The organism is Micromonospora sp. LOL_015 (assembly GCF_048060275.1).
Lineage (GTDB): Bacteria > Actinomycetota > Actinomycetes > Mycobacteriales > Micromonosporaceae > Micromonospora_E.
This window is the reverse complement of the sequence record NZ_JBHMIO010000023.1, coordinates 1-26,817: the sequence shown is the minus strand read 5'-3', so window position 1 is coordinate 26,817 and position 26,817 is coordinate 1. Positions and strand designations below refer to the sequence as shown.

Genomic DNA, 26,817 nt, shown 5'->3' with positions numbered 1-26,817 from the left:
CTCCTACGAGCGCGGGTCGTCCGCGAAGGTCAGCACATGCAACCACGGTTTAGTTAGGTTTGGCTAGCCTATGTAATTCTGGTTACCGAGCCGTGATTCCGGCCAGCGGTGGCGAGCAACCACAGCAGGTACGGCCCGCCGATCACCGCGGTGACGATGCCGACCGGGGTCTTGATGTTGCCGGGCAGCAGGTGCTGGGCGACCAGGTCCGCCCCGGTCACCACGAGTACGCCGATCAGGGCCGCCGGTAGCAGCACCGGGGCCCCGGAGCGCATCATCCGCCGGGCGATCGGCATGGCGACGAACGCCACGAACGCGATCGGCCCGGTCACTGCGGTCGCCACCGCGGCGAGGGCCACCGCGATCGCCAGCAGACTGATCCGGCTGCGTTCCAGCCGCACCCCCAGGCCGGTCGCGGTGTCGTCGCCGAACTGCAGCAGCCCGAGTGCCGGACGCAACGCCAGCAGCACCGGGGTCAACACGCCGAGCAGCGTCGCCAGGACGGCGATCTCCGGCCAGCGGGCGCTGCCCAGGCTGCCGACCATCCACGACAACGCCGTCTGCGCCTCGCGTACCTCTCCCCGGGTCAGCAGGTAGCCGAGGACACCGTGCGCCATGAACGCGGCGGCGATGCCGACCAGCACGAAGCGGTACCCGGTCAGCCCGTCTCGCCAGGAGAGCAGGTACACGGCGGTCGCCGTTCCGGCCGCGCCGACGAACGCGGCGACCGACACGCCGAGGCTGCCGGCACCGAGCGTGACTAGTGCGAACACCGCGGCGGCGCTGGCCCCGCCGGTGACGCCGATGATGTCCGGGCTGGCCAGCGGGTTGCGCAACAGGGTCTGGAAGATGCCGCCGGCCAGGCCGAACGCGGCGCCGGCCAAAATCCCGGCGACCAGTCGGGGCAGCCGCAGACTGAGGATGATGAAGTCGTCGCGGCCGCTGCCCTGCCCGATCAAGGTGCGGAGCACCCCGTCCAACGAGATCTGGTAGGCGCCGAGACTGAGGCTGAGCAGGGCAAAGATCGCGACGACCCCGGCCAACCCGGCCAGCACGACGGTGGCCCGGCGGCGGCGACGCCGCAACCGGCTCAGCGCGGGAAGCCCGAGATCGGCGGTACGGTCGGCGGCGTACCGGTCGGCGTTGCTCCGGTCGGGATCGCGGGTATCGGTGCCGGTCATACGCTGGCCAATCGAGAGCGGCGGACCAGGGCGATCAGCACCGGTGCGCCGAGGAACGCCACGACCAGGCCGGCCTCGACCTCGCCGGGCGGCGCGATCAGCCGACCGAGCACGTCGGACGCGACCAGCAGGGCGGCACCGAGCACCGCGCTGTAGGCGAGAATCCACCGGTAGTCCGGCCCGGTCACCCAACGGGCGGCGTGCGGCACGACCAGCCCGACGAAGACGATCGGTCCGGTGAGCGCCGTCGCCGAGCCGCAGAGCAGCACGGTCGCGGTCATGATGACCGCCCGGTCCCGAACCACGTGCTGGCCGAGCCCGTGGGCGACGTCGTCGCCGAGGCTGAGCGCGTTGAGCACCCGGCCGGAGACCAGCGCCAGCAGGGTGCCGACTGCGATGAACAGCAGCACCGTACGGGCGGTGTCGAGGTCCCGCCCGACCAGCGAGCCGACCTGCCAGAACCGGTAGCGTTCCAGGGTCTGCAGGTTGGTCAGCAGCACCAGGGTGATCAGCGAGGTGAGCACGGCGGTGAGCGCCGAGCCGGCGATGGCGAGTTTCACCGGGGTCGCGCCGTCGCCGCCCATCGACCCGATGCCGTAGACGAGCAGCGCGGCGAGGGTCGCCCCGCCAAACGCAAACCAGATGTAGCCGGCGGTGGTGCCGATGCCGAGCCAGGTGATCGCGACGACGACGGCAAGTGACGCGCCAGCATTGATGCCGAGCAGGCCGGGGTCGGCGATCGGGTTTCGGGTCAATCCCTGCATGAGCCCGCCGGACAAGCCGAGCGCGAGACCGGCGAGCAGCCCGATCACGGTCCGGGGCAGCCGCAGGTCCCAGATGACGACGTGGTCGTTGACCGCCGGGTCGCGGTCGACCAGCGCCTCGACCACCACCGGCAGCGCGATGTCACGGGATCCGAGGGCGAGGCTGGCGAAGACGGTCAGGGCCAGCAGCAGTACGGCGACGAGCAGCCCACCAAGCCGCCGACCTATCGTGAACGTCCGACCACCCTGGGTCACATTCCGTCCGGCACGCTCACCCCGACCGGCCCGGAGTGAGGTAAGCATCGCCTAAGTATGCAGGGAAAGCTCCACCGGCTCATCGGCGGGCAGGTCCACCACCCTCGCACCGTACGGGCTGCGGACCGTCACCTGTTGGCTGACCGCCGAGCGGAGCCGGACCCCTAGCGTCGTGGCGTCCCAGGTCAGCTCCTCGACAGTGACCCGGCCCCGGCAGGTCACCCCGCGCAGCGTGCCGCCGGGCAGCTCGCCCGGCCACGCCGGCAGCAGGTGCAGCGACCCCGGGCACGAATCGACCAGCATCTCGATCAGGACGCCGGGCAACGTGTGCACGGCGTCGGCGTTGTAGGTCTGCAGACCCGGGTTGTGGGCGCTCATCAACGACCGGAAGAACATGTCCGCGCAGAGAATTTTCCGCAGGTTGGCGACGGCCAGGTCGGCGTCGCGCAACCGGGCGGCGACCAACGCCCGGTGCAGGCTGCCGTGGGCGGACAGGTTCTCGTCGCCGCGCACCGCCAAGGCCCGGCGGGCCGCGCGGGCCAGTTCCGGGGTGCGGTCCAGGGTGATCTCGCGCAGCGGCCAGACCGGGTAGAGGTGGCTGATATGCCGGTGGTCGTCATCGGCGCGGTAACCGGGCCAGGCCCACTCGGCCAGCGCGCCCCGCTCGTCCACCAGATACCCGGGCAACCGCGCAATCAGGTCGGCCCACCGGGACGTACCGGTCAAGCCGCCCGCGACCCGCATCGCATGGCGGGCGACGGCGATGTCCATGGTGGCGTTCACCGCCAGGTAGACCGGCTCGCCCTGCTCGTCCAGCGGACCGGTCTCGGCGGAGAACGACGGCACGATGACGTACCGGCCGTCGTCGCCTACCCGGGTCAGAAAATCCTCGAAGAACTCGGCCGCCTCAACCAGCCAGCCGGCCACCTCCCCCAACGGCTCCCCGGTGACCAGGTGGTGCTCCCAGAGCGGGTACAGCAGCCAGTGCGCGCCGGGCAGCCAGGCCGGCCAGGGCCACTCGTCACAGAAGTGGAACAGATGCCCGTGCTCGCCGTCGGTACGCCCCGGCGCGAGCAGGCCACGGCCGCCGTACACCGATCGCGCGTTGCGTCGCCAGTGGTCGACCTGGCCGGCGACCAACCGTCGGTGCGCTGCGGTCACCTCCGGCAACGCGCCGATGTTCGCCCCGGCCAACTGCAGGTTCAGGTTGGCGTCGGTGGTGAAGTCGCCAGCCCAGGCCGCGTCCCAGGAACCTAGCCAGAGCCCGGTCAGCCGGGGTGGCAGCACCCCGCTGGAGCTGATCAGCAGGTATCGGCCGGCGTGGAACAACCGTTCCAGCAGCGTGGGGAGCAGCCGCTCGTCGGCGACGCGCTGGGCGTCGAGCAGCTCACCGATCGGACGATGCCGGTCGGCCTCGTCGATCCGCAACCGCAGCTCGACCCGCTGGTACATCGGCCGGTGCAGGGCGACGTGCCGGGCCAGCAGCCGCTGGTAGTCGGCGTCCGGCTGCTGACCGGCCAGCCCGGCGAGTCGCGCGTGCAGCGCCTCGGTGCCCCAGCCGGGCGCGTCGTAGCGGTCGAGCGCGGTCAGCACCAGCGCGTCCCCGCCAATCAGGATCCGGTCGCCGGCGATCTCGGTATCGCCGGTCACCAGGGCCAGTCCTTCGAAGCCGTACGCCCCGAGGCCGGCCGGATAGCTGCCCCGGACCCGCAGGAACGCGTGCCCGTCGCGCCGGTAGGCGGTGATGTCGTAGGTGACGTCGGCCGGCCGGCCGGGCAGGTCGCCGGTCGCGCCGAGCAGGCATGGGCCGGCATCCAGCCGGACCACGGCGACCCGGTCCGCGCGGGAGACGAAGGCTTGCCGGGTGCGGTCGCCGGCCCACCGCACGGTGATCTCGCCGGTGGTGAAGTCCGTGGTACGCAGGTAGTCGGCGGGCAGCGGCGCCGGTTCGCCGACCCGACCAACCGGCGCGTCGACGGTCAGCGCGTAGCCGGGGTGGAACGACTGGGTCCACTCCAGCTGCCGGCCGTCGGCGAGCAGCCGGCCGGCCTCGGCCCGTCGGCCGGCCAGGACAAGGTCCCGGATCTGCTCGATGGCCCCGGCCAGCTCCGGTGGCCGCAGGTCGCGGGTGCCGTTGGGTAGCACGAACCGGTGATGGTCGACCACGATCCGCTCGGCGGTTGGATCGCCGTGCACCATCAGCCCGTACTCGCCGTTGCCGGTGAGGAAGGCGTCTTCCCAGCGCGCCGCGGGCGCCGTGTCGTCGATCCGGTGCATTTGATCGACCTTAGTCAAGGTCTTCAGCCGTACGCGAGGGTCAGCTTCGCGTACAGGTCCTCCAGCACGAACCGGGAGTCTATGCGGTGATAGACCCGGATTGTCCGCGAGTGATCCTGCCGTTGCTGATAGCTCAGATCGGGCAGGACGATCGGCGCCGGAACCTGACGGTGATCCATCCAGTGCTCGTCCAGCAGCACCCCGACGGCGGGGGAGTCGCCGAGGACCCACGACTCCCCCGCCGGCCAGTTCGCATTGTCACCCATCGCGTCGTTGAGTTCGACGAGTTGCCGGAACAGGTACGCACCGACCGGCCCACGCGGCGCCACCCGGACCGCGAGTTCGCTGAGACCGACCCGCATCATGCCGTACGCCGCGTTGGGGATCTGCCACAGCTCCACCTCGGAGTCGAACACCTCGTTGGCGGCGTCGACGTCGTTGCCCAGGTTGAACTCGGCACCACCGTCCGGGTACGGGCCACCGCCGATCCAGACGGCGGTCAACCGCCCGGCGATCCTCGGCTCGACCCGCAGCGCGGCGGCGAGATCGGTCAGCGGCCCGAGAAAGGCCACGAACAGCGGCAGTGGATCGTCGCGCATGGCTTCGGCGACGATCAGGTCGACCCCGGGTGCTCCGCCGACCGCGTCCCGCAGCGGACGGCTGACCCCAGCGGCCACCGGCGGCGGAGCCGGCAGTCGCATCAGCTCCAGCAGGTGGTGGATCTCGGCGACGCTGGCGGCAGCGGTGTCCAGGCCGTTTCGGACGCCGAAGTGCGCGCCGACCAGCCCGCGCACGTCGAACCGGGGGGTGAGCAGTGCGTGCACGATCGCGTACTGATCGTCGGCCTCATTGCGCGCGTCGCTGTCGACCACCAGCCGGATCCGCTTGGACCGCGGCACGGTGAGTGGATGTCGCCGAGAGTCCATCTGGACATAGTGTCAGCCGGCGGCCCAGACCGTAACCCGGTCGGGGCAGCCGTTGTGGACGGAACGGGGCAGAGGAGATCAGGTGCGTTCGAGGCGAAGTCAGCCGCTACGAGGCTTGGGGCTGGGGGCGGCGCTGACGACGGCACCGACCGGCTGTGCGGTCAGGTCGGACTGACCACGGCCGTACCAGACCAGCGTGATCAACCACGAGATCGGCCACTTCCTGGGCTTCGATCACATGGGCTGTGCCGGCCCGGGGCAGTTGGCTCCGGTGATGGGCCTGCAGACCACTGATCTGGACGGTTGCCGGCCCAACCCGTACCCGTTCGACGAGGAGGGCCGGTTCGTCAGCAGCCCATGGCAGCCGTCCTGACCGTCACATGTCCCGGCCGTCACCGGCCGCCGACCCGCAGCGGCTCGGCCCGGTCGGTTGGCCGGTGCGGCTCACGCAGCTCGGTACGGGCCAGCGCGGGCAGGCCGTGCCGGCGGCGGGCAGCCATCCAGCCGAGTGACCCGGCGACAACGACGGCGGCGAGGGCAATCAGCAGCGGAATGTCCGGCACGCCGAGCAATTTCATCGCACTGGCCAGCAGGACCAGGGTCAACGCCCGACGGACCAGGCCGCCGGGTGCCCGCGACGACAGCTGTGCGCCGAGCCACGCTCCGGGTACCGCCCCGAGCAGCAGCGAGGTGGTCAGGTCGAGGCGGAAGTCGCCGAACAGCAGGTGCCCGACGGCGGCCGCGATCACCAGCGGCACCGCCTGCACCAGGTCGGTGCCGACCAGGAAGGCGGGCCGCAGCAGCGGGTAGAGCATCAGCAACGCGATGATGATCAGCGAACCGGAGCCGACGCTGGTCATCCCGACGATCAGACCGCCGACGGCACCGATCAGCACGGTCGGCAGCGGCCGGGCCCGCAGCGGCGGCTCGGCCGGCGCGGTGTCGCTGCCGGGCAGGCCGGCGGTGCCGGTCCGGCGGCGGGCGGCGTGCTCGGCCATCCGGGTGTAGGTGCGGAAGACCAGGCCGGCGGCGGCCAGCACCAGCGCCACCCCGAGCGCCACCTTGATGCCCTGCTGCAGTCGCTCGCCGTCGCCGAGTGAGCGCAGCAGCAGGACGCCGGCGAACGCGCTCGGCACGCTGCCCAGGCAGAGCCAGCCGACCAGCGACCAGTGCACGGTCCGCCGCCGGATGTGCACCAGCCCGCCGACCGGTTTCATCACCGCGCTGACCACCAGGTCGCTGGAGACGGCGGCGAGCGGCGGTACGCCGAAGAAGATCACCAGCATCGGGGTCATCAGCGCCCCGCCGCCCATGCCGGTCAGCCCGACGATGATTCCGATGCCGCAACCGGCCAGCACCAATACCCAGTCCACCCTGTCGAGGGTGCCGGACCGGACCGGCAATGTCTAGCATGTCGATCGGATTTACCAGGTCGATAGGTGAACCGGATCCGGGCAGTTCGCGGTCAGCGGCCGGCCGGCAGCGCGTTCGCGGCCACCACCCGCCGGTACCAGTGCGCGCTCTCCTTCCAGGTGCGCCGCATTGTCTGCCGGTCGACGTGCACGATGCCGAACGTCTTGCCGTACCCGTGCGCCCACTCGAAGTTGTCCATCAGCGACCACACGAAGTACCCGCGCACGTCGGCGCCGCCGTCGATCGCCTCGGCCACCGCGGTCAGGTGCCGGTGCAGGTAGTCGACCCGGCGCGGGTCACGGACCCGGCCGTCGTCGTCGAGCACGTCGTCGAACGCCGCCCCGTTCTCGGTGATCATCATCGGCAGCCCCGGGTAGTCGCGGTGCAGCCGCAGCAGCAGCTCGGTCAGCCCGGTCTCGTCGATGTTCCAGCCCATCTGGGTGTACGGGCCGGGCTGGGTGACGAACTCGACATCGGTGACGCCGATCCACGGCGAGGCCGCCCCGTCGGCGTGCCCGTCGGCGGTCGACCGCGGCGACACCCCGTCCCACTGGCGGACCAGCACCGGGTTGTAGTAGTTCACCCCGAGCAGGTCCAGCGGGGCGTGCGCGGCCGCCTCGTCGCCGTCGCGCACGAACGACCAGTCGGTCACCGCGGCGGTGTCGTCGATCAGGTCCCGTGGGTACGCCCCGCCCAGCATCGGCCCGAGGAAAGCCCGGTTGGCCAGCGCGTCGATCCGGCGGACCGCCTCGGCGTCGCCGGGCGACTCACCCCGCACGTGGTGCAGGTTCAACGTCACGCTCACCCGGGCCGCCGGGTCGATACTCGCCCGCAGCGCGCGTACCGCCAGACCGTGCCCGAGGTTGAGGTGGTGCACGGCGGCGAGCGCGGCGGCCGGCTCGGTACGCGCCGGGGCGTGCACCCCGGAGCCGTAGCCCAGGTACGCCGAGCACCACGGCTCGTTGAGGGTGATCCAGGTGTGCACCCGGTCGCCGAACACCTCCCCCATCCGGCCGGCGTAGTCGGCGAACCGCTCGGCGGTGTCCCGGTGCGGCCAGCCGCCGGCGTCCTCCAGCTCCTGCGGCAGGTCCCAGTGGTAGAGGGTGGCGACCGGTGCGATCCCCCGGGCCCGCAGCCCGTCGACCAGCGCCGAGTAGAAGCCCACGCCCCGCTGGTTGAGCTGGCTGCCGCCGCCCGGCAGCACCCGGGACCAGGAGATCGAGAACCGGTAGGCGCCGACGCCGAGCTCGGCGAGGATGTCGAGGTCCTCCTCCAGTCGGTGGTAGTGGTCGCAGGCCACGTCACCGGTGTCGCCGTTGGTGACCAAACCGGGGGTGTGCGCGAAGGTGTCCCAGATGGAGGGCGTCCGGCCGTCTACCGCAGCGGCCCCCTCGACCTGGTACGACGCGGTCGCCGTACCCCAGAGGAAGTTGCCGGGGAAGACCGGGCCGGACGGTGATGATACGGGCATGTCGGGATTCTCCTTACGCGCTGAGCACGATCTCGATCTGGCTGGTGCCCGGGTCGGCGGTGACCCGGACGCCCGCCTCGGTGGCCTCCGGGGCAGGGCCCGTACCGGACGCCCACGTCGGCTACGCCGCACGATCAACAGGCTCCAGCATGCCTGCTGGTCGCCGATTCGATGCGGCCGGACCCGGCGATGGACCCGGCCGGCCGGTGAGCGCCGCAGCTAGTGGCCACCGGTAGCCTGGGCTGACCCGACACCTTTGCTTATATAAGTCATCACGGATAGGTTCGACCGGTGCACGCGTTCGACGTCCTCGGCGACCCGGTCCGCCGCCGGATCCTGGAGCTGCTCGCCGACGGCGAGCGCTCCGCCGGTGACCTCGGCGCGGTCGTCCAGGCCGAGTTCGGCATCTCCCAGCCGGCGGTGTCGCAGCATCTGCGGGTGCTGCGGGACAACGGATTCACCACCGTACGCGCCGTCGGCACCCGACGGCTGTATGCCGTGGATGTCGCACCGCTGCGGGAGATCGACGAATGGATCGGCCGCTACCGGCACTTTTGGGCCCAGCGGCTCGACGCCCTCGCCACCGAGCTGGTCCGGGGGCGCCGGGATCAGCGCCGAGAACCACAGCAGAACGGCACCGACGCCGACCATCGGCGGTAAATCACCCCGAACTTGGGTACGCCTTGCGCCGTGACCTTCGGAGCCTGGCTGGCGCACGTGCGAGGCGGTCGGCTGCTGCACCCGCGCGGCTGCTCGTTCACCGGCGCGGTCCAGCTCTGGGGACCACTCGCCGAATGGTTCCTGCCGGCGGGGCGCTGGCCGGCCGTCATCCGCTTCTCCCGGGGCACCCCGACCCCGCCCGGCTGGCCGGACATTCTCGGCCTTGCGGTCCGCGTCCACGCCCCGGACCGCCCGGTCGACCTGCTGGTGTCCAGTGCCGGCCGAGCACCGGTACTGCGTCACCTGCCACTACTCCGGCGCGATTTCGCCACCACGTACGGCAGCATCCTGTCATTGCGGCACGGTCGGCACCGGATCTACCTGGCCGTGTCTCCGGCCACCCCGGGCCGCCTCGGCGGCGCGGTCGAGCAGCTAGCCGATGCCGCCGCCCGTCGCCCGATCGTGCTGCGGCTGGCGGCGGCCACCGGCACCGGCCACTGGCGGACGTTCGGTCGGATCGACGTCGGCGAGCCACTGCCGTCCGCTGTCGACGCCGCGCTCGCCTTCGATCCGACCGGTCACCCTCCGCTGCGGCTGCGTACCGGCGGGCTGATCCAACGGCTCCGTACGGTCACCTATGCCGCCTCCCGGCGCGCCCGGGGCGCCCGCACCGACGACAATCCGATTGCCGCCACCGGTCAGCGGCCTTTAGCGTGAACGGCACCGTGACGACCGAGGAGCCACCGATGCGAGCGCTGGCGAGATTCGCCACCACCCGACGCGGCTGAGCCGCGCCCACCAGCAGTCCCGCTGACCCTCGCCGATCCTTCTGACGATCCACGCTGGTCTTCCCCGGTACCGCAGCCGGCACCGGGTCACCGTCACGCTCCCCGTACCGAACCCAGGAGTTTCCATGAGTCATACGCTGCTGCCCGGCACCCGGGCCCCGGTCAAGGTCTGGACCGATCCGGCAACCATCGAGCCGCAGGCCAGCCAGCAGCTGCGCAACATCGGCACGCTGCCGTGGGTGCACGGCGTCGCGGTGATGCCCGACGTGCACTACGGCAAGGGCGCCACCGTCGGCTCGGTGATCGCGATGCGCCAGGCGCTGGCCCCAGCCGCCGTCGGCGTCGACATCGGCTGCGGCATGTCCGCGGTGCGGACCAGCCTGACCGACGCGCAGCTGCCGGACGACCTGGGCGCGCTGCGTACCGCGATCGAGGCCGCGGTCCCGGTCGGCTTCCAGGCCCGCGACACCCCGGTCGACCCGCGCCGGGTGCACGGCCTGCCCACCGCCGGCTGGGACCGGTTCTGGTCCGGCTTTGCCGACCTGCATCCCGGGGTCGCCGCGCTGGAGTCCCGGGCGCAGCGTCAGCTCGGCACACTCGGCGGTGGCAACCACTTCATCGAGGTCTGCGTCGAGCAGGGCGGTCCGGACGCCGGCCGGGTCTGGCTAATGCTGCACTCCGGCTCCCGCAACATCGGCAAGGAGCTGGCCGAGCGACACATCGCGGCGGCCCGGAAGCTGCCGCACAACGCCGGCCTGCCCGACCGCGACCTGGCGGTCTTCCTCGCCGACACGGCGGAGATGGCGGCGTACCGGCGGGACCTGGCCTGGGCGCAGGAGTACGCGGCCCGCAACCGGGCGGTCATGCTGGCGCTGCTCTGCCGGGTGCTGCGCACGGCGGTGCCGGCGGTCCGCTTCGACGAGCCGATCTCCTGCCACCACAACTACGTGGCCGAGGAGGTCTACGACGGGGTGCCGCTGCTGGTGACCCGCAAGGGGGCGATCCGGGCCGGGCGGGGCGAGCTGGGCATCATCCCCGGGTCGATGGGGACCGGCTCCTACATCGTGCGGGGTCGGGGCAGCGAGGCGGCGTACTGCTCGGCGTCGCACGGCGCGGGTCGACGGATGTCGCGGTCGAAGGCGAAGAAGACCTACACGGTCGACGACCTGGCCGAGCAGACCGCCGGGGTGGAGTGCCGCAAGGACGCTGGTGTGGTCGACGAGATCCCGGCGGCGTACAAGAACCTGGACCAGGTGCTCGCCGAGCAGGCCGACCTGGTCGAGGTGGTGGCACACCTGCGGCAGGTGGTCTGCGTCAAGGGCTGACCCCCACCCCGCCCGCCACCCTCGACGATCTTGCACATATCGAGAGGATATGTCCGCATTGTCCGTCGATAGGTACACGATCGTCGAGTGGGCCGACCCCCAGCAGGTCGACCCACTCATGCAGGATGGTCCCGTTGCTCAGTTGGTCGGGCTCATGTTCGACAGGTGACCGTCGGCCAGGTCCAGTTTCCGTTCGCCATGATCGTCACGCCGAAAGTGTTACCGCTGCCGTTCGGCCTGGCGGTGACGGTACCGCTCGTACCGCTGACCGAGGCGTTCCAGCTGTTCTGGATCCACTGGCTGCCGTTCAGGGTGAGGGTGACGGTCCAATTGCTGACATGCTGCACTGAGACGTTGAGGTTGAACCGGTCGCCGAACTGCTGGCCGGCCGACAACACCGCAGTGCAGTTGCCCTGGCCCGGGTTGCCGGGGCTGCTGGTCGGGGAAGGTCCGGGGTTGCCGCCGCCCTCCCAGACGTTGATGTCGGAGCTGCCGCTGCTTCGGTAGCCCTCGGTCGCCATCACCTGGTAACTGTGGTTGGAGCCGAGCTGCATACCGGCCCGAGCCCAGGCGTCGAAGTGGTTCGCCGTGGTGATGGTGCCACCGGTGCGCTTCTGCTGCCGGACGCTCCAGTACTGATAAAAGGTTCGAGTGCCGTCGATCGAAGGCGCGTTGACCCGCTGACTGCGGTAGATGTCGTAGACGCTGCCGTCGGTGGTGACGGAACCCATCCGGGTGGCACCGCTGCTCGGGTTGTAGGTGCCGAAGTTCTCCACCACGTAGTACTCGATAAGCTGGTTGCGCGTCCATCCGTACAGCGCGAGGTAGCTGTTTCCGTTCGGCTGGTAACTGCCCGAGTAGCTGACCGTTCGCCGGGTGCCGGTGGCCCAGCCCTTGCCGCCGACCCAGTTGTTGGTGCTGCCGTCCCACCGGCTGGAGTACCGGCCGTTCTCGCGCAGCGTCATGCTGGCGTTGCCGCTGTCCTTCCAGAACGAGTAGTAGTACCCGTTGTGGGTGCCGGTGCCGTTCTGGCTGAGGGTCCGGTCAGCCTCGGCGTGCGCGCTGGGGGCGACCATCATGCCGCTGACGACCAGCGCGGCGGCGCACGCGGTGCCGATCAGCAGCCGCATACGGCCGCGACTCCTCGGCTTGACGAGAGTGTCCTTCATGTAGGTGCTTCCTCCTCTTGGTGGCTGGCGGGAGCCAGCGGTGCGGTACGACCCGACAGCCAGTCGTGGACGGCGACCGCCGTCGAGGATCGGCGTCGTACCGCGTGGTGGCGGGGATCGACAACCATAGAGACATGTCGATGGAATGACGGTAGGAGGCAGTTGGTCGGCTGTCAACAAATTTCGGAAACATTGCGGAAACACAGTGCCAGCCCACGCATTCGCGGCATGGTGGACGTTCAAGCTGGCCAGCAGCACTGCCTGGGAGATCGCAAGATCGGCGCGATCGGTGCACACTCCCACCGCATGGCGCATCGGGTGCATGGGCCGCCCAGGCGGCAACCTGAACTTCCGGAAGTATTTCGGGGTACGGCCGGAGCAGCCGAGGACTGCCGGCGGCCGAGGCAGCGGCCGACGCACCGGACGCGGACGTCGTGCTCGACCACGCGCTCGGACTCGCCCGGGTCTACGGCCGGGAGCCGGCGCTGGTCACCGACGACACCCGGATGACCCTCGCGGTCGGCTGGGCGCTGCACGACGCCCCGGCTACCACCCCGGACGGGCTGGAACCGCCGCTCCGGGCCCGATCCCTGGTCTGGGTGGCCAGCCCGGACAACAACCGGGCATCCGGCATGACCTGTCTGCGGGCCTGCGGCCGGCTGTCCGACGTACCGTGGCAGCAGGCCACCGTCGGCGGGCCGAAGGGCTGCGGGGCGAACATGCGGGGCGCCCCGGTCGGTCTGGTCGACGCCTACGACGACGACACATCGGCCGGCGTCGCGCAGCTGCATGCCGGGCTGACCACGGCCACCCGACCGCGCTGGCCGCGAGCCCGCAGCGTGCGCCACGGCACACTCCGTGTTCAATCAGATATTGGATAGTTACCGACCTTCGGAGGTCAGCGCTGACCGTACGGATGAGCCCGGGGCCCCGCCGTCACCCTGTGGCATCCCGGTCGGCGGCCCAGCGGATCGCGCCGAGCAGGTGGGTGCGGAACGCCAATTCGGCGTACGCCTCAACGGTATGGCCGCCGCCGGTGTAGAAGGTGCGGCCACCGGCATACGTACGGCACCAGGCGTGCGGGTGCGGGCGCCCCATTTGCCCACCGGTGTAGCTGGTCCCGTCGAGCTCGGCGAGGATCCGGGCGTCGGTCGGTCGGGTCCGGTAGTCGTACCACTCGTCGGTGCGCTCCCAGCGGGCCGGCAGGTGGGCGGTGGCCGGGTGGGTCCGGTCGACGACCTCCACGGTGGCCGGCTGCACCGGCGGATGCTGGGCGAAGTACGCGCCGACCAGATCACCGTAAAACGGCCAGTTGTGCTCGGTGTCGGCGGCCGCGTGCACACCGACGAATCCGCCGCCGCCGTTGATGTAGTCCTCGAACGCCGCCCGGCCGGCATCGTCGAGCACCTCGCCGGTGGTGTTAAGAAAGACAACGGTGGCGTACCGACTCAGGTTGTCCGGGGTGAAGGCGGTCGGCTCCTCGGTGGCATCGACGGCGAAGCCGTGTTCCGCGCCGAGTTCGCGGACGGCCTCGACCCCGGCCGGAATGGAGTCGTGCCGGTACCCGGTGGTGCGGCTGTACACCAGCACCCGGTACCGGTTCTTCTCGCTGCTCGACTCGGTGCAGCCGGTGGTCACCAGCGCCACGATACCGCCGAGCAGGCCGGTGCCGACCGTCCGTCGGGTGAACTCGGAACCGGGCCGGACCGGCACGCCGATCATCGGGCCGGCTGCGGAGCAGCGGCGGACGGCAGGACGGCGAGTGCATCAGGCACATCTCATGATCGAGGCCCACGGGCGGCTGGTCAACCGGCGGCGGGCAGGTGGACGAGGAACCGGCAGCCTGGGCCGGCGTTGGTCACCTCGACGCGACCGCCGTGCGCCTCGACCAGGCCGCGCACGATCGCCAGGCCGAGTCCACCGCCGGCCGGTGGTGGCTCGGGACGGCCCGGAACGGCCCAACCGGATAGGGACGCCGCCCCGACCTGCGACGCCGCTCGGGGCGGGCCGGCGGGAGCGGGGCTGCGCGCCGTTTCGCCCCGGAACGCCACGTCGAACACCCTCGGCAGGTCCGCCTCGGGAATGCCGCCGCAGGTGTCGTGCACCGCCAGCCAGGCGGCGCCGCCGTCGCGGCCCGCACTGACCTGCACCACCCCGTCGTACGGGGTGAACCGGATCGCGTTGCGAAGCAGGTTGCCGATGATCCGGGCCAGTTCCGGCTCGCTGGCGGTGACCGACGGCCAGCCGCGTTCGGCGGCGACCAGCCGGATGCCCCGCGCCCGGGCCAGCGGCTCGGCCGACGCCAGGGCGTCGGAGACCACCTCGGCGAGGGGCACCCGGCGCAGCGACAGCCGCAGCGCGCCGGCGTTGATCCGGGACAGTTCGAACAGGTCGTCGACGAGTTGGGTCATCCGGTCGGTCTCGGCCCGGATCCGCCGGTGGTAGTCGGCGACGGTGGCCCGGTCGGCGACGACGCCGTCCTCCAGCGCCTCGGCCATGGCCCGCAGCCCCGCCAACGGCGTCCGCAGGTCGTGCGACACCCAGGCGACCAGTTCCCGCCGGTTCGCCTCGGCCTGGCGTTCCCGCTGGCGCAGCTGGTCGGCCCAGACCGCCTGCCGGGCCAGCCGGGCGCCCAGCCACCAGCCGACAGCCAGGCTGACCGCTCCGGACGCGGCGAGCACCAGCAGCACCACGTCCCGGTCGTGGACGGACAGGAACATCGCCTGGGCCGCGCCGACGACGCCGGCGAGGACCGCCAGTACGGTGACGGTGAGCAGGACGGTCAGGTGCACGACGATGCTGTGCCGGCGTAGCAGCCGCAGCGCGACCGCGCCCGGCACGCCGATCAGCAGCGACGCGCCCAGCCCGATGGCGAGCACGGCGAGGACGTCGCCGGTGGGCAAATCAGGCATTGCCGGCCGCCGGTTCGTAGCGGTAGCCGACGCCCCAGACGGTGACGATCCGTCGGGGTCGGGCCGGATCCCGTTCGACCTTCTCCCGCAGCCGTCGCACGTGGACGGTGACGGTGGACTGGTCACCGAAGTTCCAGCCCCACACCTGGGCGAGCAGTTCCTCCCGGCGGAACGCCTTCGCCGGGTGGCGGACCAGGTGCAGCAGCAGGTCGAACTCACGGGTGGTCAGCGCGAGTTCGGTGTCGCCGAGCCGGGCCGACCGCCGGCCGGTGTCCAGCGCGAGCTCGCCGTCGCGGACCACCGGCGGTTCACCGCCGACCGGGCCGGGGGGCGGCCCGGAGCGGCGGAGCACCGACTGCACCCGCAGCACCAGCTCCCGGGGCGAGAACGGCTTGGTGACGTAGTCGTCGGCACCGAGCTGCAGGCCGATCACCCGGTCGGCCTCCTCCCCGAGTGCGGTCAGCATGATCACGGGTACGCCGCTGGCCTGCCGCTGCAGCCGCCGGCACACCTCCAGACCGTCCAACCCGGGCAGCATCAGGTCCAGCACCACCAGGTCGGGCCGGCACTGGTCGACCGCGGCCAGCGCGGCGACCCCGTCGGCGGCGCGGGTGACCTGGTAGCCGGCTCGTTCCAGGTACCGGCGGACCACATCGGACACGGTGGGATCGTCGTCGACGACGAGCACCCGGAGGGACGGTCGGCCGGTGGTGGGCACGGCCATGGCTGTCAGGCGGCCAACTCGGCTGCCCCGAACGACACCGAGAAGCGTTTGCACCAGATGGAGACGCTGGTCAGGCTGGTCAAATCGAGGTCGGCAGGGATCTCGTACACCTGGTCACCCCGGTTGCCCTTGAGCCGGTCCAGCTCGGCCCACTGCCCGTCGTCGAAGACGAACCAGCCGTCACGGCCGTCCAGCACCGGCTGGTCGGAGAGCCAGACCCGCAGGTCCGGGCCGTTGGAGGTGGCGAAGTCGCGGAACACGAGTTGACGGCGGCCGTCGGCCAACTGGACGACCTCGGCGGTGCCGGTGGTCTCGTGCTCGTGGGTGACGAACTCGCCGGAGGCCAGCAGTTGGTTACCGGCCGGGGACGGGCTGGCCGGTGCGGCGCCGGGCGAGGCGGTCCCGGACGGGGTGGACCCGGGTGAGTCGGTCCCGGGCGCGGCGGGGTCCGGTGCCGGGGTGCCGGTCGCCGCGATCTGCACCTGCGGCAGCGCCTCGTCGACCACGTCGTCGGTGAACAGTTTCCACGGCTGGAACCAGTAACCGCCGAACGCGAGTCCGGCGGCTACGACGACGGCGAGCAGCCAGCTCAACGGGTTGGCAAGGAGTCGTTTCCACACGCGGATCAGCCTACGGCGGCGGCGCCCGGCCGGCCGTAGTTGATCTCTTGCGAAAGTCTTACGGTCGGCGTAGTGGCAGGTCAGCTGGTTGCGACGGCGTACGCGAGCAGCAGCAGCGCGACGGTGAGCTGCCCCGCGCCGAGCACGGTCAGGGTGTTGCCGACCGACCACTGTCCGGGGCGGCCGATCCCGGCGTGCAGGAAGAAGCCGCCGGACTGACTGATCGTGCCGGCGGCCAGCAGCGCGCCAACCACCCAGGTGTACGGGTCGGACAGTCCGGCGCGGGCGGCGATGCTCAGTGCGGTCAGGGTCAATACCAGCAGCACGCCGGCGTGGGCGTGGCCGGCCCGGAACAGCGACAGCTGGAAGTCGGTCAGTTTTCGGGCGGCGGCCAGCCGCATCAACGAGTAGCCGCCGAACATCACCGTCGGGACGCTGACCAGCGCGATCACGGTCAGCCATCGGTCCGCCGTACTCATCAGGGCTTCTCCTCGGGGTCGGCGCCGTACGCGCCCGGCTATCTTGTCACCGACAAGATAGCCGCTCCGGGTAGCATCTTGTCAACGGCAAGATGAGGGGAGGCATGATGCGGCAACAGCCGTACCACCACGGCGACCTGCGGCGGGCCCTGCTGACCGCCGCCACCGAGGCGATCGCCGAATCCGGGGCGGCGGCACTGAGCCTGCGCGACCTGGCCCGACGGGTGGGGGTCTCGCACGCCGCCCCGACACACCACTTCGGCGACAAGACCGGCCTGCTCACCGCGATCGCCGCCGAGGGCCTCGACCTGCTGGCGACCCAGTTGGCGGCGGCCGGCGGCGACATCCTCGCCGCCGGCCAGGCGTACGTGCGGTTCGCCTCGTCCCACCGGGCGCACTTCGAGGTGATGTTCCAACCGAGCCTGCTGAACTTCGACGCGCCGGAGCTGGTCACCGCGCGCCAACGGGCCGGCCGCGCGCTACGGGCCAGCCTGGACGACGCTCGGGTGCCGGCCGGCGACCGGGACAACGCCCGCCTGGCGGCCTGGTCGATCGTGCACGGCTTCGCGACCCTGTGGCTGTCCGGGGCGCTGCCGCACGACACGGACGACGACCCGGCGGTGCTCGCCGGCCCGGTGATCCGACTGCTCTTCGAGCTAACGCCGGACCAGCACACTTGACAGGTTGAGTGCATCACGTAAAGTTTGTCGCGGCTGTCAAGTAGGCAACGAAGAAGCGAGGCGTCAGCGTGGCTGCATGGTCATTCGATGACATTCCCGACCAGACCGGCCGGGTCGCGGTGGTGACCGGGGCGAACACCGGCATCGGCTTCGAGACCGCCCGGATGCTCGCCGCCAAAGGCGCACATGTGGTGCTGACGTACCGGGACGAGGGCAAGGGCGAAGCGGCGCTGGACCGGATTCGGGCCGGTCAGCCGGCCGGCGCGGTGACCGGGGCCGAGCTGGATCTGGCCGACCTCGACTCGGTCACCGCGTTCGCCGACGCCTACCGCGCCGACCACGACCGGCTCGACCTGCTGATCAACAACGCCGGCGTGATGGCACCGCCGCTGGGACGCACCCGGCAGGGCTTCGAGCTGCAATTCGGCACCAACCATCTCGGCCACTTCGCGCTCACCGGCGAACTGCTGCCGCTGCTCGACGCGGCACCGGCGGCCCGGGTGGTGACCGTCTCCAGCCTGGCCCACTGGACCGGCAGCGTCGACGTCGACGACCTCAACTGGCGGCAACGCCGCTACCGGCCGTGGGCCGCGTACGGACAGAGCAAACTCGCCAACCTGCTGTTCACCCTGGAACTGCAGCGCCGGCTGACCGAGGCCGGGTCGACCGTGCGGGCCGTAGCCGCCCACCCCGGCCTGACCTCGACCGAGATCGGCCGTCACCAGGGCCGGTCCACCGGCGAGAGCCGGTCGCGGATCGATCGGATGATCCGGATGCAACCAGCGGCCGGGGCGCTGCCCAGCCTGCGCGCCGCCACGGACCCGCAGGCGCCCGCCGGCAGCTACTGGGGGCCGGCCCGCCGGCTCGGCACCTCCGGGCCACCCGCACCGGCCCGCAGCTCCGCCCGGTCCAAGGACACCGTCATGGCCAGCCGGCTGTGGACCGAAAGCGAGCAGCTGAGCGGAGTGGCGTACCCCTTCGGGGCGCTCGGGCACACGGAGCGCCCAGCGTGACACCGAGCGCCACCCGGCGGAACGCCATCGCCGACACCGCGATCGACGTGTTCATCCGGTACGGGTTCCGGAAGACCTCGATGGACGACCTGGCCCGTGCGGCCGACATCTCCCGGCAAGGGCTCTACCTGCACTTCAAGACCAAGGACGAGCTGTTCGTCGCCGCCGTGGACCGGATGGTGACCGGCGTGTGCGCGGCGACCGGGGCCGCCTTCGCCCGCGACGACCTCGACCCGCCGGGGCGGATCCTCGCCGCGTTCGAAGCGTGCCAGGGCCCGTCGGTCGGGGCCGCGGTGCACGGCAACTTCGAGGAGCTGCTGAACACCGCGGCCACGCTGCGCTGCTCGCTGGCCGAGCGGATCGAGCGCGGGCTGGTCGACGGGGTTGAGCAGGTCCTCGCCGACAGCGGGGTCGCCGACCGGTGGCGGGCAGCCGGCCTGTCCGCCCGGGACCTGGCCGAGCACCTGCACGCCACCTCGTTCGGCTTGAAACACAAGCTCTCGTCGGTCGACGAGTACCGAACCGGAATGCAGACCGCAGTGACGATCGTGTTCGCCGGCGGCGAGGCCCTGACCCGGGAGTGACGATGACACCGTGGACCTTCGACGACCTGCCGGACCAGAGCGGCCGGACCGCCGTCGTCACCGGCGCGAACTCCGGCATCGGCTTCGAGACCGCCCGGATGCTCGCCGCCAGAGGCGCCCACGTGGTGCTCGCCTGCCGGGATGCCGGACGGGCCGGCACGGCGGCCGACCGGATCCGCGCCGAGCGGCCGACTGGCACGGTAAGCTGCGCCCGGCTCGACCTGGCCGACCTCGACTCGGTGGCCGGGTTCGCCGAGGTGTTGCACGCCGACCACGACCGGCTTGACCTGCTGATCAACAACGCGGGGGTGATGCTGACCCCGTTGCGGCGCACCCGGCAGGGTTTCGAGCTGCAGTTCGGCACCAACCATCTCGGCCACTTCGCGCTCACCGGCCGGCTGCTGCCACTGCTGCTGCAAGCCGGCGCCAACGCCCGGGTGGTCACCGTCGCCAGCAACGCCCACCGCGCCGGCCGGATCGACTTCGCCGACCTGAACTGGCAGCGGCGTCGCTACCGGCGGTGGGCCGCGTACGGGCAGAGCAAACTCGCCAACCTGTTGTTCACCCTGGAGCTGCAACGCCGGCTGGCCGGAGCCGGGTCGCCCGTACTGGCGACCGCCGCCCATCCTGGGTGGACCGCCACCGACCTGGCCCGGCACACCGGTGGCTTCGTCACCACCGTCAGCCGGTTGATCGCGATGACGCCGCGCGACGGAGCGTTACCGACGCTGCGCGCCGCCACCGACCCGGCGGTCGACGGTGGCAGCTACTGGGGGCCGGGCCGACTGTTCGACATGGTCGGCCCGCCGGTCGCCGCGCGTCGCAGCCCGGCGGCCGACAACGCCGCCACCGCTGGCCGGCTGTGGACGGAGAGCGAGAAGCTGACCGGTGTCGAGTTCCCGGTCGCCGAATAGCCGCAGCTGCTTGCGGCCGGGCCGCCAGGTCGGGCACATTGCCGCCGGCCAGTGCGGCGGTGAGCGCCTGGGCCGTCTCGCTGGTGTCGCCCACCTCGGTGAGCCTGACGTCGATGTCCGGTCGGTCTCTGGTGTACGCCTCGACGGATGCCTTCTGGTTGATTCCGGTGAACGACCAGAACTCGAAGGTATTCGGGTCGGATGATCCGGAACCGCCTGACCCTGGCGTACAGCCGGCGGTCAGGATCATGGCCGCCGCAGCGACGGCGGTGGCTGTGGTGATGATGAAGCGCTTGAAGCGGCCCTCCATCCGAATCCGGTGAGGGCATTGCTCACACTACTCGACCAGCTTCCCTCAGCGCGCACCGGCGACACCAAGGTCAAACTGAGCACCAAGCCACCCACAGCAACAGTTACGGCCTTCGCGAGTCTCTTCACTGTTCCCCGCTTACTTCGGAAGGACAACGAGAGCTGGCCAGCGGTTAGATTATTCGGCGCGGTGTCCACACATGGCAACACCCTCCGATCACCGTTGATCACTGGCCATCAGCGACGATCTCAAGCACTCGAGGCCTGGCCTCAGAGAACACAGGAAGACCGCCACAGAGGAGCACACACGGTAAAGCCAAGGTGACAACAATCATATGTTGCAACCGTCCAATGGCTTGATGTTGCTTGCCGCCGCCGCGCCGATCATCACGATCCTGTGCGATGCCGGAAAGAACAGCCCGAGCAGTACGTATGCCAGGTCAACGATCGGTCGTACCGTTATCCCATGGTCCACGCAGGATGTTACTTCCACATGAGCAATGCTCTCGGAGCGCCAAGGCACCAGGACATCGGGGCGCGGGCCACCGCAGGTCGTCAGGTGGCGGGTGGGCGCAGGCGCAGGGCGGTGACGGCGGCTGGCAGGTCGGCGGCGGTGGCGACCCGACGGGTGGTCTCGGGACCTTCGCGTACGTGCACCTCACAGTGGGACGCGGCGAGCGAGACGATCACCGTCTCGCCGGCGTAGTACCCCGCGAGCAACGACAGCGACGGCACCAGGTCATCGTGGTCACCGTCGGCCGCCGGCGTCGGCACGTTCTGCGGTACGGATTGCGGTACGGCGATCGGCGTACCCGGGTCGACCGGGGTCGCCGAGCGGGTGGCGCCGCACACGTACTCGACGGCCTGAGCGAGCGCGTGCCCGAGGGTGGGCCGGTGCGGGTAGGCCCGCAGGCCGATCGCGGCACCGGGCGCGGCGAAGTACGCACCCCACGACACCCCCTGCATGCGGTACGGCGTACCGGCCTCGTTGCGATGGTCGGCGACGGTGACGATCAGCGCGAGCCCCAGCCCGTACGCCAACGCGAGCACCCGCGCCAGCGGTGGCGCGTCGGGCTCGGTGGCGTGCAGCAGCACCCGGCCGCCGGGGTGCCCGTCGGCGACGTTCGCCAGGTACGCGGTCAACGGGTCCTGCCCAGGGTGGTCGAGGGTGACGTAGCCGTACCACAGCTCCTGCACCAGCAAAATCTCGTGATCGTCGAGCGGCGCGAGCTGGTCCGGGCCGATCGGCTGGCCGCGTACCGCCAGGTCGCCGAGGTGCGCCGGGAGCCGGAACTGCGGCGGCACCTGGTGGATGGGTTTGCCGCCCGGCTGGCTGCCGATCCGCGGCACCACGGCGGTGGCTTCGTCGGGCAGCGCCAGGTTGAGGTGGCGGGCCCAATGCTGCCCGTCGGTGACGGTGACGACGGCACCGCGCCGGATGCGCAGCGTGTCGCCGCAGCTGAAGCAGCGGCTGAGGCCGGCGGCGTACCGGCCGCTGCGCCCGGCACCGCCGCAGTAGCGGCATTCCGGGTCGGCGGCGGGCGCGCCGACGGTGCAGACGCAGCGGCGCAACCCCTGCTCCGGCACGCAGTACGGGCAGGGTTCGGACGGGATCGCCGGCCCCTGCCAGCTGGGCGGCGGCGGCTGCCACGAGCGGGCGAGCTTGTCGACCGTACGCCGGGAGATCTGGCCGGTGGTGCGTTCGGTGAATTCCTCGACGACGGCGACCACCCGCAGGCCGGTGTGCCACCAACGGCCGTCGCGCCAGATGGCCTGCGCGCCGGGGGTGGCCTCACCGGTGCCGAGTGCGGTGCAGTCAGCGATCATGCGGCGTTCGAGCTGGTCCAGGTCGAGTTTCGGCGGCCCGATCGGCGGGCCGGGTCGGCCGGGGCGCAGGTAGTGGGCGGGTACGTCGACGCCACGGTCGCCGATCCCGGTGGCGAGGCGGGTCGCGTCGGCGGCGACGATCGCCGCGTCGAGGCTGTCGGTGCTGCCGACGCCGCTGGCGAACGCGTCGCCGACGCCGGTGTCGGGCAGTTCGAGGCGCAGCTGCCAGCCGTAGCGGTCGTCGCCGTACGGGTCGGGTCGGGTTTCGACGACCAGGTCGAGGCAGAGCAGTTCGGCGAGGGCGCAGAGTTGGCCGAGGTGGCGGGCCGGGTCGGGGCGGTCCGGCGGGGCGGTCCGGCCGAGCCAGACCTGCCACGGGTGGTACGTGTAGTTGGCGATCGCCGCCGCTTCCAGGGCGTGCCGCCGTGCCTGCGGCAGGTCGGGTCGCCAGTCGCGGGGCAGCACCAGCCCGCCGACGAGAAGTTCCCGCTCGGGTGCAGCCGGGTCGTAGAGGTGGTCGGCGCCGACCCGGTCGGCCAGTTCGGTGACGACGGCGTCGAGGTCGAGCCACCAGCGGCCGCCGCGGTGCACCGGGTCGAGCGCGCCGGGCACGATGTTGACGGAGGCGACGGCGGCGGTGTCGGCGTTGGCGACGGTGTAGACGAGTTGGGCGCGGCGGCGGCCGAGCCCGGCGCAGCGGTCGCAGGTCACGCAGTTCGTGCCGGTGCCGAGACAGACCTGACAGTCGCGGTACGCCGTACCGCCCGGGTTGCCGGCGGTCAACTGGTCGTCGTCGACGATGAGCTGGTCGCCGTACCAGGTGCAGCTGCACCGGTGGGAGGTGACGCCACCGCCGTCGCAGGTGGTGCAGTCGACGACGGTGACGCCGGGGTTGTCGGGCTCGGTCACCGGACGGCGGCCTGGTTGATCGCGGCTTGGTTCATGGCGGCCTGGGTGGACTGCCAGCGGCGCAGCGCGTCCTTGATCCGGTTGTTCTGCTCCCAGGTGCGGTCGAGTTCGGCGTAGAGGACACCGAGGTCGTAGGCGACGCGGTCGAGGAACGCGCCGACTTCGACCGGGTCGAGGCCGCGGGCCGTGACGCCGACCGGCCGGAACCGTTGATTCCGAACCTGCCAGGGCCGGATCGGCCGGTACGCCGCCGAGCGCATGTTGGTGCCGGGCACCCGGTGGACGCCGGGGTCGCCAGCCGGCCAGCGGCTGGGCGGGGTGGACGCCATCCGCCGGCGTCCCCAGCGGACCCGCATCCGTTGCCACATCCTTCGCATCATCAGTGCTCCTCCCCTGTGTGGTGCGGTGATTGCTTTGGTGGTGTGTCTGGTGGATGGGGGTGGCCCTGCCCCTTGCCGACTCGGGCGGGGCCACCCCCGCCCCGATCACCGCAGCCCTCCTTGGCGGTACGGCGACCGGGGCAGACCTTGGTTCCGCCGCGTGAGCTGCGGAAATCCGGATCAGGCGCAGTCGCCGAGGTCGGGGTGCGCGCTACCCGGCCCGGTTGCGCTCCGGGCAGCGGTGCGGGGCCGGACGTCGGCGTCACCGCGCCGGGCGTCGGGCATGAGCACCGGCGGCGGTACGTCGACCGGCACCGGCCGGGGGCCGGTTCCCGGGTCATCCCAGTCCGACCCACACGACCGCCACCGGTCGTCATCCATCTGCGTCACGGTCGACTCCCCTCCTCTGAAGATGTGCGCGACTGAGAATCACCCATCCCCCTTACGGGTGTCAAGTGCATCAAGTTGACGGGGGTGCTGGTCGTAACCTCCGTACGTTCGTTGACATGCGGTTGGCCGGGATGTCCGAGATCCAGCAGATGCTCGGTGGTGTCTCCCGTCAGCGGGCATCCGAGATCGTCAACCGCCCGTCGTTCCCCGCACCGCTGGACGTCCTCGCCACGGGCCGCATCTGGTCCCGCGACGCGGTTGCCGAGTGGATCCACAAGAACCGACCAACCCAACGCGAGGACTGACTTCCGGGTTCCGGCTTGCCGGCGTCACCAGTCAACCCGTCATCGCGGCGTCTCTGCAGACCACAGTGGTTAACATCTGGCTGTTAACTCCTGCCAAGCCCAGTCCGAGTAGGGCAGTCTGAGCATGACCCGGACGGAGGCGGGGCATGAACGCGCTGAAGGCAGCACGGGAGTCACGCGGATGGTCGCAGGCGAGACTCGTTCACGAAATCGCTCGACGACGTGCTGCCGCTGGCACGGCTACCGCCACTCGGGCAAGTCTCAAGGTCTACGTCTCCGAGTGGGAGAACGGTCGGCGGTCAGTAAACGGCGAGTACCGCGCTGTCCTGCGGGCGATTTTCGGACTGACCGACGCCGAGCTGTTCGGGGCAGCGACAACGGAAGGCGAGACACTCGACAGCGCGTACGCCGAGTTAGCCAAGCGCATCGAGGCGTCCAAGTCGGTCGACGTCGGGTTGGTCGACGTGCTGACGCAGCAGACCGAACTCTTCCGCTCCATCGACCGCCAGGCGGGCGCTCCCGCGCTCGGTGACCAGATGCGCGCCCACGTCGAGACGTTGGAGAACGCCCTCGCATACTCCGTACTCCCGTCCGCACGCCGGCCGGTCGCACGGGCGCTCGCCGGTGCCGCGACGCTCGCAGGCTGGCAAGCGCTCGACGTCGGCGCGGTCGACCGCGCCTGGCGCTGCTACGAGTTGGCGCGACGAGCAGCGGTCGAAGCGGCGAGTCCGGCTCTGGTCGCGCACGCGATGGGCGAACAGGCGTACGTGCTGGTCGATGCCGGCAAGCCGGAGCTTGCCCACGCGCTGATCCTGGAGGCGGTTTCGCTGGCCGAGCGGAAGGCCCCTGCCCGGTTGCTGGCGTGGCTGCACGCGGCTCACGCCGAGTTCGCCGCCACTCTGTCGGACGCGTCGGCAGCCCACGCCGCGCTGGACCAGGCCGCCGCGACGCTGCCGGCCGGATCGGAGATGCGAGACGAGGAGGTGGCCGGAATCTTCCTCAACGAAGCCCACCTGACGCGCTGGCGCGGCAACGCGCATGCCCTGCTGGGCGAGCGCTCGGCGGTCGATGAGCTACATGCCGCTCTGGCTGGAATGGACGGCACGTTCACCCGTGCCGAGGCTGGCCTGCGGATCGGCCTCGCACACGCGCACCTTGCCGGCGGCGACCTGCGCGAAGCCGAGCAGGAGGCACGACGTGCTCGGGCGCTGGCCAGCCGGACGGGATCGCTCAGGAATCAGCGACGCCTCAATCAGTTATTGGCCCGAATCGGGGCAAATATCTAGTCCACCGGCACGCCGAACGCCAGCACGTGCAGCAGTCCGACGATCGATCCGGAACCCAGGATCTCGTTCCGGTCGAGTAGCTGCCGAATGCTGGTGAGTGGCACCCACGCAACCTCACCGGCTTCGTCGGACACGGCGGGCCGGCCGACGAACGTCGCCTCCCTGGCGTAGTAGACGTCGTGCGGCGAGTCGACCATGCCAACCATTGGCTGGTACGAGACCAAAGGCCGCATTCCGTACGGTCGCCAGCCGGTTTCCTCTTCGACCTCGCGTGCCACGGCCGTCTCCGGGCTCTCGCCGTCGTCGACGATCCCGCCGGGAAGCTCCCACCCCCACTGGTCCGACACGAACCGGTGCCGCCACAGCATCAACACCTGGTCCTGATCGTTGACGACGACGCCGATGGCCGCGCGAAACAGCCGTACGACGTGATGCTCGAACCGCTCGCCACCGGGAGGCTGGACGTCGACCAGGTCGAGACTGACCCACGGCCGCCGCTCGTACACTGTCCGCTTCCCGAACACGTGCCAGCGGTGGGCGTCGGCTTGCTCAGGGCCAGGCCCGTCGTCGAGCCGGCCCCGCAGCCGTTCGTCTCCGCCCGTCGCGTCACCCATGCAGGCCAGACTATCGACGCAGCCGTTCGTACCAGCCCTGCACCCAATCCGCAGACAAGGGCCGCGAATCCCCGCCACCGAACTCCTCGGCCTCGCCGCCTGACGCAGGCCACGCTACGCCGGGTGGTCGAGGCGGTCGACGCGGCCGTGGTGGACCGCCTTGTCAGCGCATGGCTGGCCACCCGACTCGCTCCACCGGCCGACCAGTGCGGGCTGGCGGTGGACGGCAAGACCGTCCGCCACTCGGGCGGACCGGACGGGGTCGACGTGCAACTGTTCGCCGCGATGCGCCACGACACCGCGGTGGTCGTCGCCCAGGTGCGGGTCCCGGCCGGCACCACCGAGGTCACCCGGATCCGGGCGCTGCTCGACCACGTCGAGATCGCCGGCACGGTGATCACCGCCGACGCCGCGCACCCCAGCGGCGACACCGCCACCTACCTGCGGAACCGAGACGCGGACTACGTGTTCACCGTGAAGGGCGACAGACCCGCGCTGCTGGCCGCGATCACCGACCGGCTACCCGCCGCCACGCCCGCGACCAGCGCACACACCGACACCGAACGCCGCAGCGGCTACCAGGTCACCCGCACCATCTCCGATGGCACCCGCCACCGGCGTCGACTTCCCCGGCGCGGCCAC

General features: G+C 71.1%; 28 protein-coding genes and 1 pseudogene. 13 read left to right on the top strand and 16 right to left on the bottom strand.

Going from position 1 to position 26,817, the window contains the following annotated elements:
- Window positions 1–68: 68 nt before the first annotated feature.
- Genes ACFHWU_RS18690 through ACFHWU_RS18675 form a run of 4 tightly spaced genes read right to left on the bottom strand, consistent with a single transcriptional unit; the run spans window position 69 to window position 5,403 of the window.
- Window positions 69–1,181 carry a FecCD family ABC transporter permease gene (locus tag ACFHWU_RS18690; protein WP_416591142.1) on the bottom strand — a complete coding sequence of 371 codons (1,113 nt, stop codon included), beginning with the start codon at window positions 1,179–1,181 and terminating at the stop codon, window positions 69–71.
- A complete protein-coding gene (locus tag ACFHWU_RS18685) occupies window positions 1,178–2,248 on the bottom strand; it encodes a FecCD family ABC transporter permease (protein ID WP_416555337.1) in 1,071 nt (356 codons plus the stop codon). The genes ACFHWU_RS18690 and ACFHWU_RS18685 overlap by 4 nt, the downstream gene beginning before the upstream one ends.
- Before the next feature lie 3 nt (window positions 2,249–2,251).
- Window positions 2,252–4,477: a glycosyl hydrolase family 95 catalytic domain-containing protein gene (locus ACFHWU_RS18680; protein WP_416591141.1), complete on the bottom strand. Its 2,226-nt coding sequence runs from the start codon at window positions 4,475–4,477 to the stop codon at window positions 2,252–2,254.
- Window positions 4,478–4,500: 23 nt separating this feature from the next.
- On the bottom strand, window positions 4,501–5,403 hold the full coding sequence (locus tag ACFHWU_RS18675) for a nucleoside hydrolase (RefSeq protein WP_416591140.1): 903 nt from the start codon (window positions 5,401–5,403) through the stop codon (window positions 4,501–4,503).
- A 196-nt stretch (window positions 5,404–5,599) separates the two neighbouring features.
- Between ACFHWU_RS18675 and ACFHWU_RS18670 the strand changes: the two genes are divergently transcribed.
- Entirely contained in the window at window positions 5,600–5,776 is a 177-nt protein-coding gene (locus tag ACFHWU_RS18670; RefSeq protein WP_416555331.1) for a DUF3152 domain-containing protein, read from the top strand.
- Window positions 5,777–5,795: 19 nt separating this feature from the next.
- Here ACFHWU_RS18670 and ACFHWU_RS18665 read toward each other — a convergent pair whose 3' ends face one another.
- Together ACFHWU_RS18665 and ACFHWU_RS18660 are read right to left on the bottom strand one after the other, a co-directional pair.
- A complete protein-coding gene (locus ACFHWU_RS18665; RefSeq protein ID WP_416555329.1) occupies window positions 5,796–6,776 on the bottom strand; it encodes a sulfite exporter TauE/SafE family protein in 981 nt (326 codons plus the stop codon).
- Between the two features lie 92 nt (window positions 6,777–6,868).
- A complete protein-coding gene (locus ACFHWU_RS18660; RefSeq protein ID WP_416591139.1) occupies window positions 6,869–8,287 on the bottom strand; it encodes a GH1 family beta-glucosidase in 1,419 nt (472 codons plus the stop codon).
- 291 nt (window positions 8,288–8,578) lie between these two features.
- Between ACFHWU_RS18660 and ACFHWU_RS18655 the strand changes: the two genes are divergently transcribed.
- The 3 genes from ACFHWU_RS18655 (at window position 8,579) to ACFHWU_RS18645 (ending at window position 11,060) form a co-directional block, all read left to right on the top strand.
- Window positions 8,579–8,947, top strand: a complete 369-nt coding sequence (locus tag ACFHWU_RS18655; protein WP_416555325.1) for an ArsR/SmtB family transcription factor — start codon at window positions 8,579–8,581, stop codon at window positions 8,945–8,947.
- A 30-nt stretch (window positions 8,948–8,977) separates the two neighbouring features.
- Window positions 8,978–9,664: a phosphodiesterase gene (locus ACFHWU_RS18650; protein ID WP_416555323.1), complete on the top strand. Its 687-nt coding sequence runs from the start codon at window positions 8,978–8,980 to the stop codon at window positions 9,662–9,664.
- A gap of 196 nt (window positions 9,665–9,860) precedes the next feature.
- On the top strand, window positions 9,861–11,060 hold the full coding sequence (locus ACFHWU_RS18645; protein WP_416555321.1) for an RtcB family protein: 1,200 nt from the start codon (window positions 9,861–9,863) through the stop codon (window positions 11,058–11,060).
- A gap of 152 nt (window positions 11,061–11,212) precedes the next feature.
- On the opposite strand, the gene ACFHWU_RS18640 is transcribed toward ACFHWU_RS18645, so the two are convergent.
- Window positions 11,213–12,229 carry a glycoside hydrolase family 11 protein gene (locus ACFHWU_RS18640; RefSeq protein WP_416555319.1) on the bottom strand — a complete coding sequence of 339 codons (1,017 nt, stop codon included), beginning with the start codon at window positions 12,227–12,229 and terminating at the stop codon, window positions 11,213–11,215.
- A 434-nt stretch (window positions 12,230–12,663) separates the two neighbouring features.
- Between ACFHWU_RS18640 and ACFHWU_RS18635 the strand changes: the two are divergent.
- Window positions 12,664–13,061: pseudogene (locus tag ACFHWU_RS18635) on the top strand (ADP-ribosylglycohydrolase family protein); the annotation flags it as partial.
- Between the two features lie 104 nt (window positions 13,062–13,165).
- Here ACFHWU_RS18635 and ACFHWU_RS18630 read toward each other — a convergent pair.
- The 5 genes from ACFHWU_RS18630 to ACFHWU_RS18610 all read right to left on the bottom strand — a co-directional run bounded on the left by ACFHWU_RS18630 (window position 13,166) and on the right by ACFHWU_RS18610 (window position 16,964).
- Window positions 13,166–13,951: a ThuA domain-containing protein gene (locus ACFHWU_RS18630; RefSeq protein WP_416591138.1), complete on the bottom strand. Its 786-nt coding sequence runs from the start codon at window positions 13,949–13,951 to the stop codon at window positions 13,166–13,168.
- An 83-nt stretch (window positions 13,952–14,034) separates the two neighbouring features.
- Window positions 14,035–15,141, bottom strand: a complete 1,107-nt coding sequence (locus ACFHWU_RS18625; protein ID WP_416591137.1) for a sensor histidine kinase — start codon at window positions 15,139–15,141, stop codon at window positions 14,035–14,037.
- The gene (locus tag ACFHWU_RS18620; protein ID WP_416555313.1) at window positions 15,134–15,865 is read right to left on the bottom strand and encodes a response regulator transcription factor; all 732 of its coding nucleotides are present in this window, start codon (window positions 15,863–15,865) and stop codon (window positions 15,134–15,136) included. Before ACFHWU_RS18620 ends, ACFHWU_RS18625 begins: the two co-directional genes overlap by 8 nt.
- 5 nt (window positions 15,866–15,870) lie before the next feature.
- Window positions 15,871–16,485 (bottom strand): DM13 domain-containing protein, encoded by a 615-nt coding sequence (locus tag ACFHWU_RS18615; RefSeq protein ID WP_416555311.1) that lies wholly within the window; start codon window positions 16,483–16,485, stop codon window positions 15,871–15,873.
- Window positions 16,486–16,565: 80 nt separating this feature from the next.
- Window positions 16,566–16,964, bottom strand: a complete 399-nt coding sequence (locus tag ACFHWU_RS18610) for a hypothetical protein (protein WP_123603506.1) — start codon at window positions 16,962–16,964, stop codon at window positions 16,566–16,568.
- 104 nt (window positions 16,965–17,068) lie between these two features.
- On the opposite strand from ACFHWU_RS18610, the gene ACFHWU_RS18605 reads away from it, so the two are divergent.
- From ACFHWU_RS18605 to ACFHWU_RS18585, 5 genes are all read left to right on the top strand, one after another.
- Window positions 17,069–17,644 (top strand): TetR/AcrR family transcriptional regulator, encoded by a 576-nt coding sequence (locus ACFHWU_RS18605; RefSeq protein WP_416555309.1) that lies wholly within the window; start codon window positions 17,069–17,071, stop codon window positions 17,642–17,644.
- Window positions 17,645–17,712: 68 nt separating this feature from the next.
- Window positions 17,713–18,657 carry an oxidoreductase gene (locus ACFHWU_RS18600; protein ID WP_416555307.1) on the top strand — a complete coding sequence of 315 codons (945 nt, stop codon included), beginning with the start codon at window positions 17,713–17,715 and terminating at the stop codon, window positions 18,655–18,657.
- Window positions 18,654–19,241 carry a TetR/AcrR family transcriptional regulator gene (locus ACFHWU_RS18595; protein ID WP_416555305.1) on the top strand — a complete coding sequence of 196 codons (588 nt, stop codon included), beginning with the start codon at window positions 18,654–18,656 and terminating at the stop codon, window positions 19,239–19,241. The genes ACFHWU_RS18600 and ACFHWU_RS18595 overlap by 4 nt, the downstream gene beginning before the upstream one ends.
- Before the next feature lie 2 nt (window positions 19,242–19,243).
- A complete protein-coding gene (locus ACFHWU_RS18590; RefSeq protein WP_416555303.1) occupies window positions 19,244–20,155 on the top strand; it encodes an oxidoreductase in 912 nt (303 codons plus the stop codon).
- Window positions 20,156–20,214: 59 nt separating this feature from the next.
- A complete protein-coding gene (locus tag ACFHWU_RS18585) occupies window positions 20,215–20,478 on the top strand; it encodes a hypothetical protein (protein WP_416591136.1) in 264 nt (87 codons plus the stop codon).
- A 541-nt stretch (window positions 20,479–21,019) separates the two neighbouring features.
- Here the strand turns inward: ACFHWU_RS18585 and ACFHWU_RS18580 are convergent.
- The 3 genes from ACFHWU_RS18580 to ACFHWU_RS18570 form a co-directional block, all read right to left on the bottom strand.
- On the bottom strand, window positions 21,020–23,200 hold the full coding sequence (locus ACFHWU_RS18580; RefSeq protein WP_416591135.1) for a hypothetical protein: 2,181 nt from the start codon (window positions 23,198–23,200) through the stop codon (window positions 21,020–21,022).
- Window positions 23,197–23,460, bottom strand: coding sequence for a DivIVA domain-containing protein (locus ACFHWU_RS18575; RefSeq protein ID WP_278174808.1), 264 nt, complete (start codon window positions 23,458–23,460; stop codon window positions 23,197–23,199). Before ACFHWU_RS18575 ends, ACFHWU_RS18580 begins: the two co-directional genes overlap by 4 nt.
- Window positions 23,461–23,760: 300 nt before the next feature.
- Window positions 23,761–23,970, bottom strand: a complete 210-nt coding sequence (locus ACFHWU_RS18570) for a hypothetical protein (protein WP_416555295.1) — start codon at window positions 23,968–23,970, stop codon at window positions 23,761–23,763.
- 116 nt (window positions 23,971–24,086) lie between these two features.
- Here ACFHWU_RS18570 and ACFHWU_RS18565 point away from each other — a divergent pair, with 116 nt between their 5' ends.
- Together ACFHWU_RS18565 and ACFHWU_RS18560 are read left to right on the top strand one after the other, a co-directional pair.
- Entirely contained in the window at window positions 24,087–24,275 is a 189-nt protein-coding gene (locus ACFHWU_RS18565) for a hypothetical protein (protein ID WP_416555293.1), read from the top strand.
- A 146-nt stretch (window positions 24,276–24,421) separates the two neighbouring features.
- Window positions 24,422–25,561, top strand: a complete 1,140-nt coding sequence (locus ACFHWU_RS18560; protein ID WP_416555291.1) for an XRE family transcriptional regulator — start codon at window positions 24,422–24,424, stop codon at window positions 25,559–25,561.
- Here the strand turns inward: ACFHWU_RS18560 and ACFHWU_RS18555 are convergent.
- A complete protein-coding gene (locus tag ACFHWU_RS18555; RefSeq protein ID WP_416591134.1) occupies window positions 25,558–26,175 on the bottom strand; it encodes an NUDIX hydrolase in 618 nt (205 codons plus the stop codon). The two genes, ACFHWU_RS18560 and ACFHWU_RS18555, sit on opposite strands and share 4 nt — an antisense overlap.
- Here ACFHWU_RS18555 and ACFHWU_RS18550 point away from each other — a divergent pair.
- Window positions 26,086–26,817, top strand: a 732-nt coding sequence (locus ACFHWU_RS18550) for an ISAs1 family transposase (protein WP_416591133.1), incomplete at its 3' end; no start/stop codon positions are given. The genes ACFHWU_RS18555 and ACFHWU_RS18550 overlap by 90 nt on opposite strands.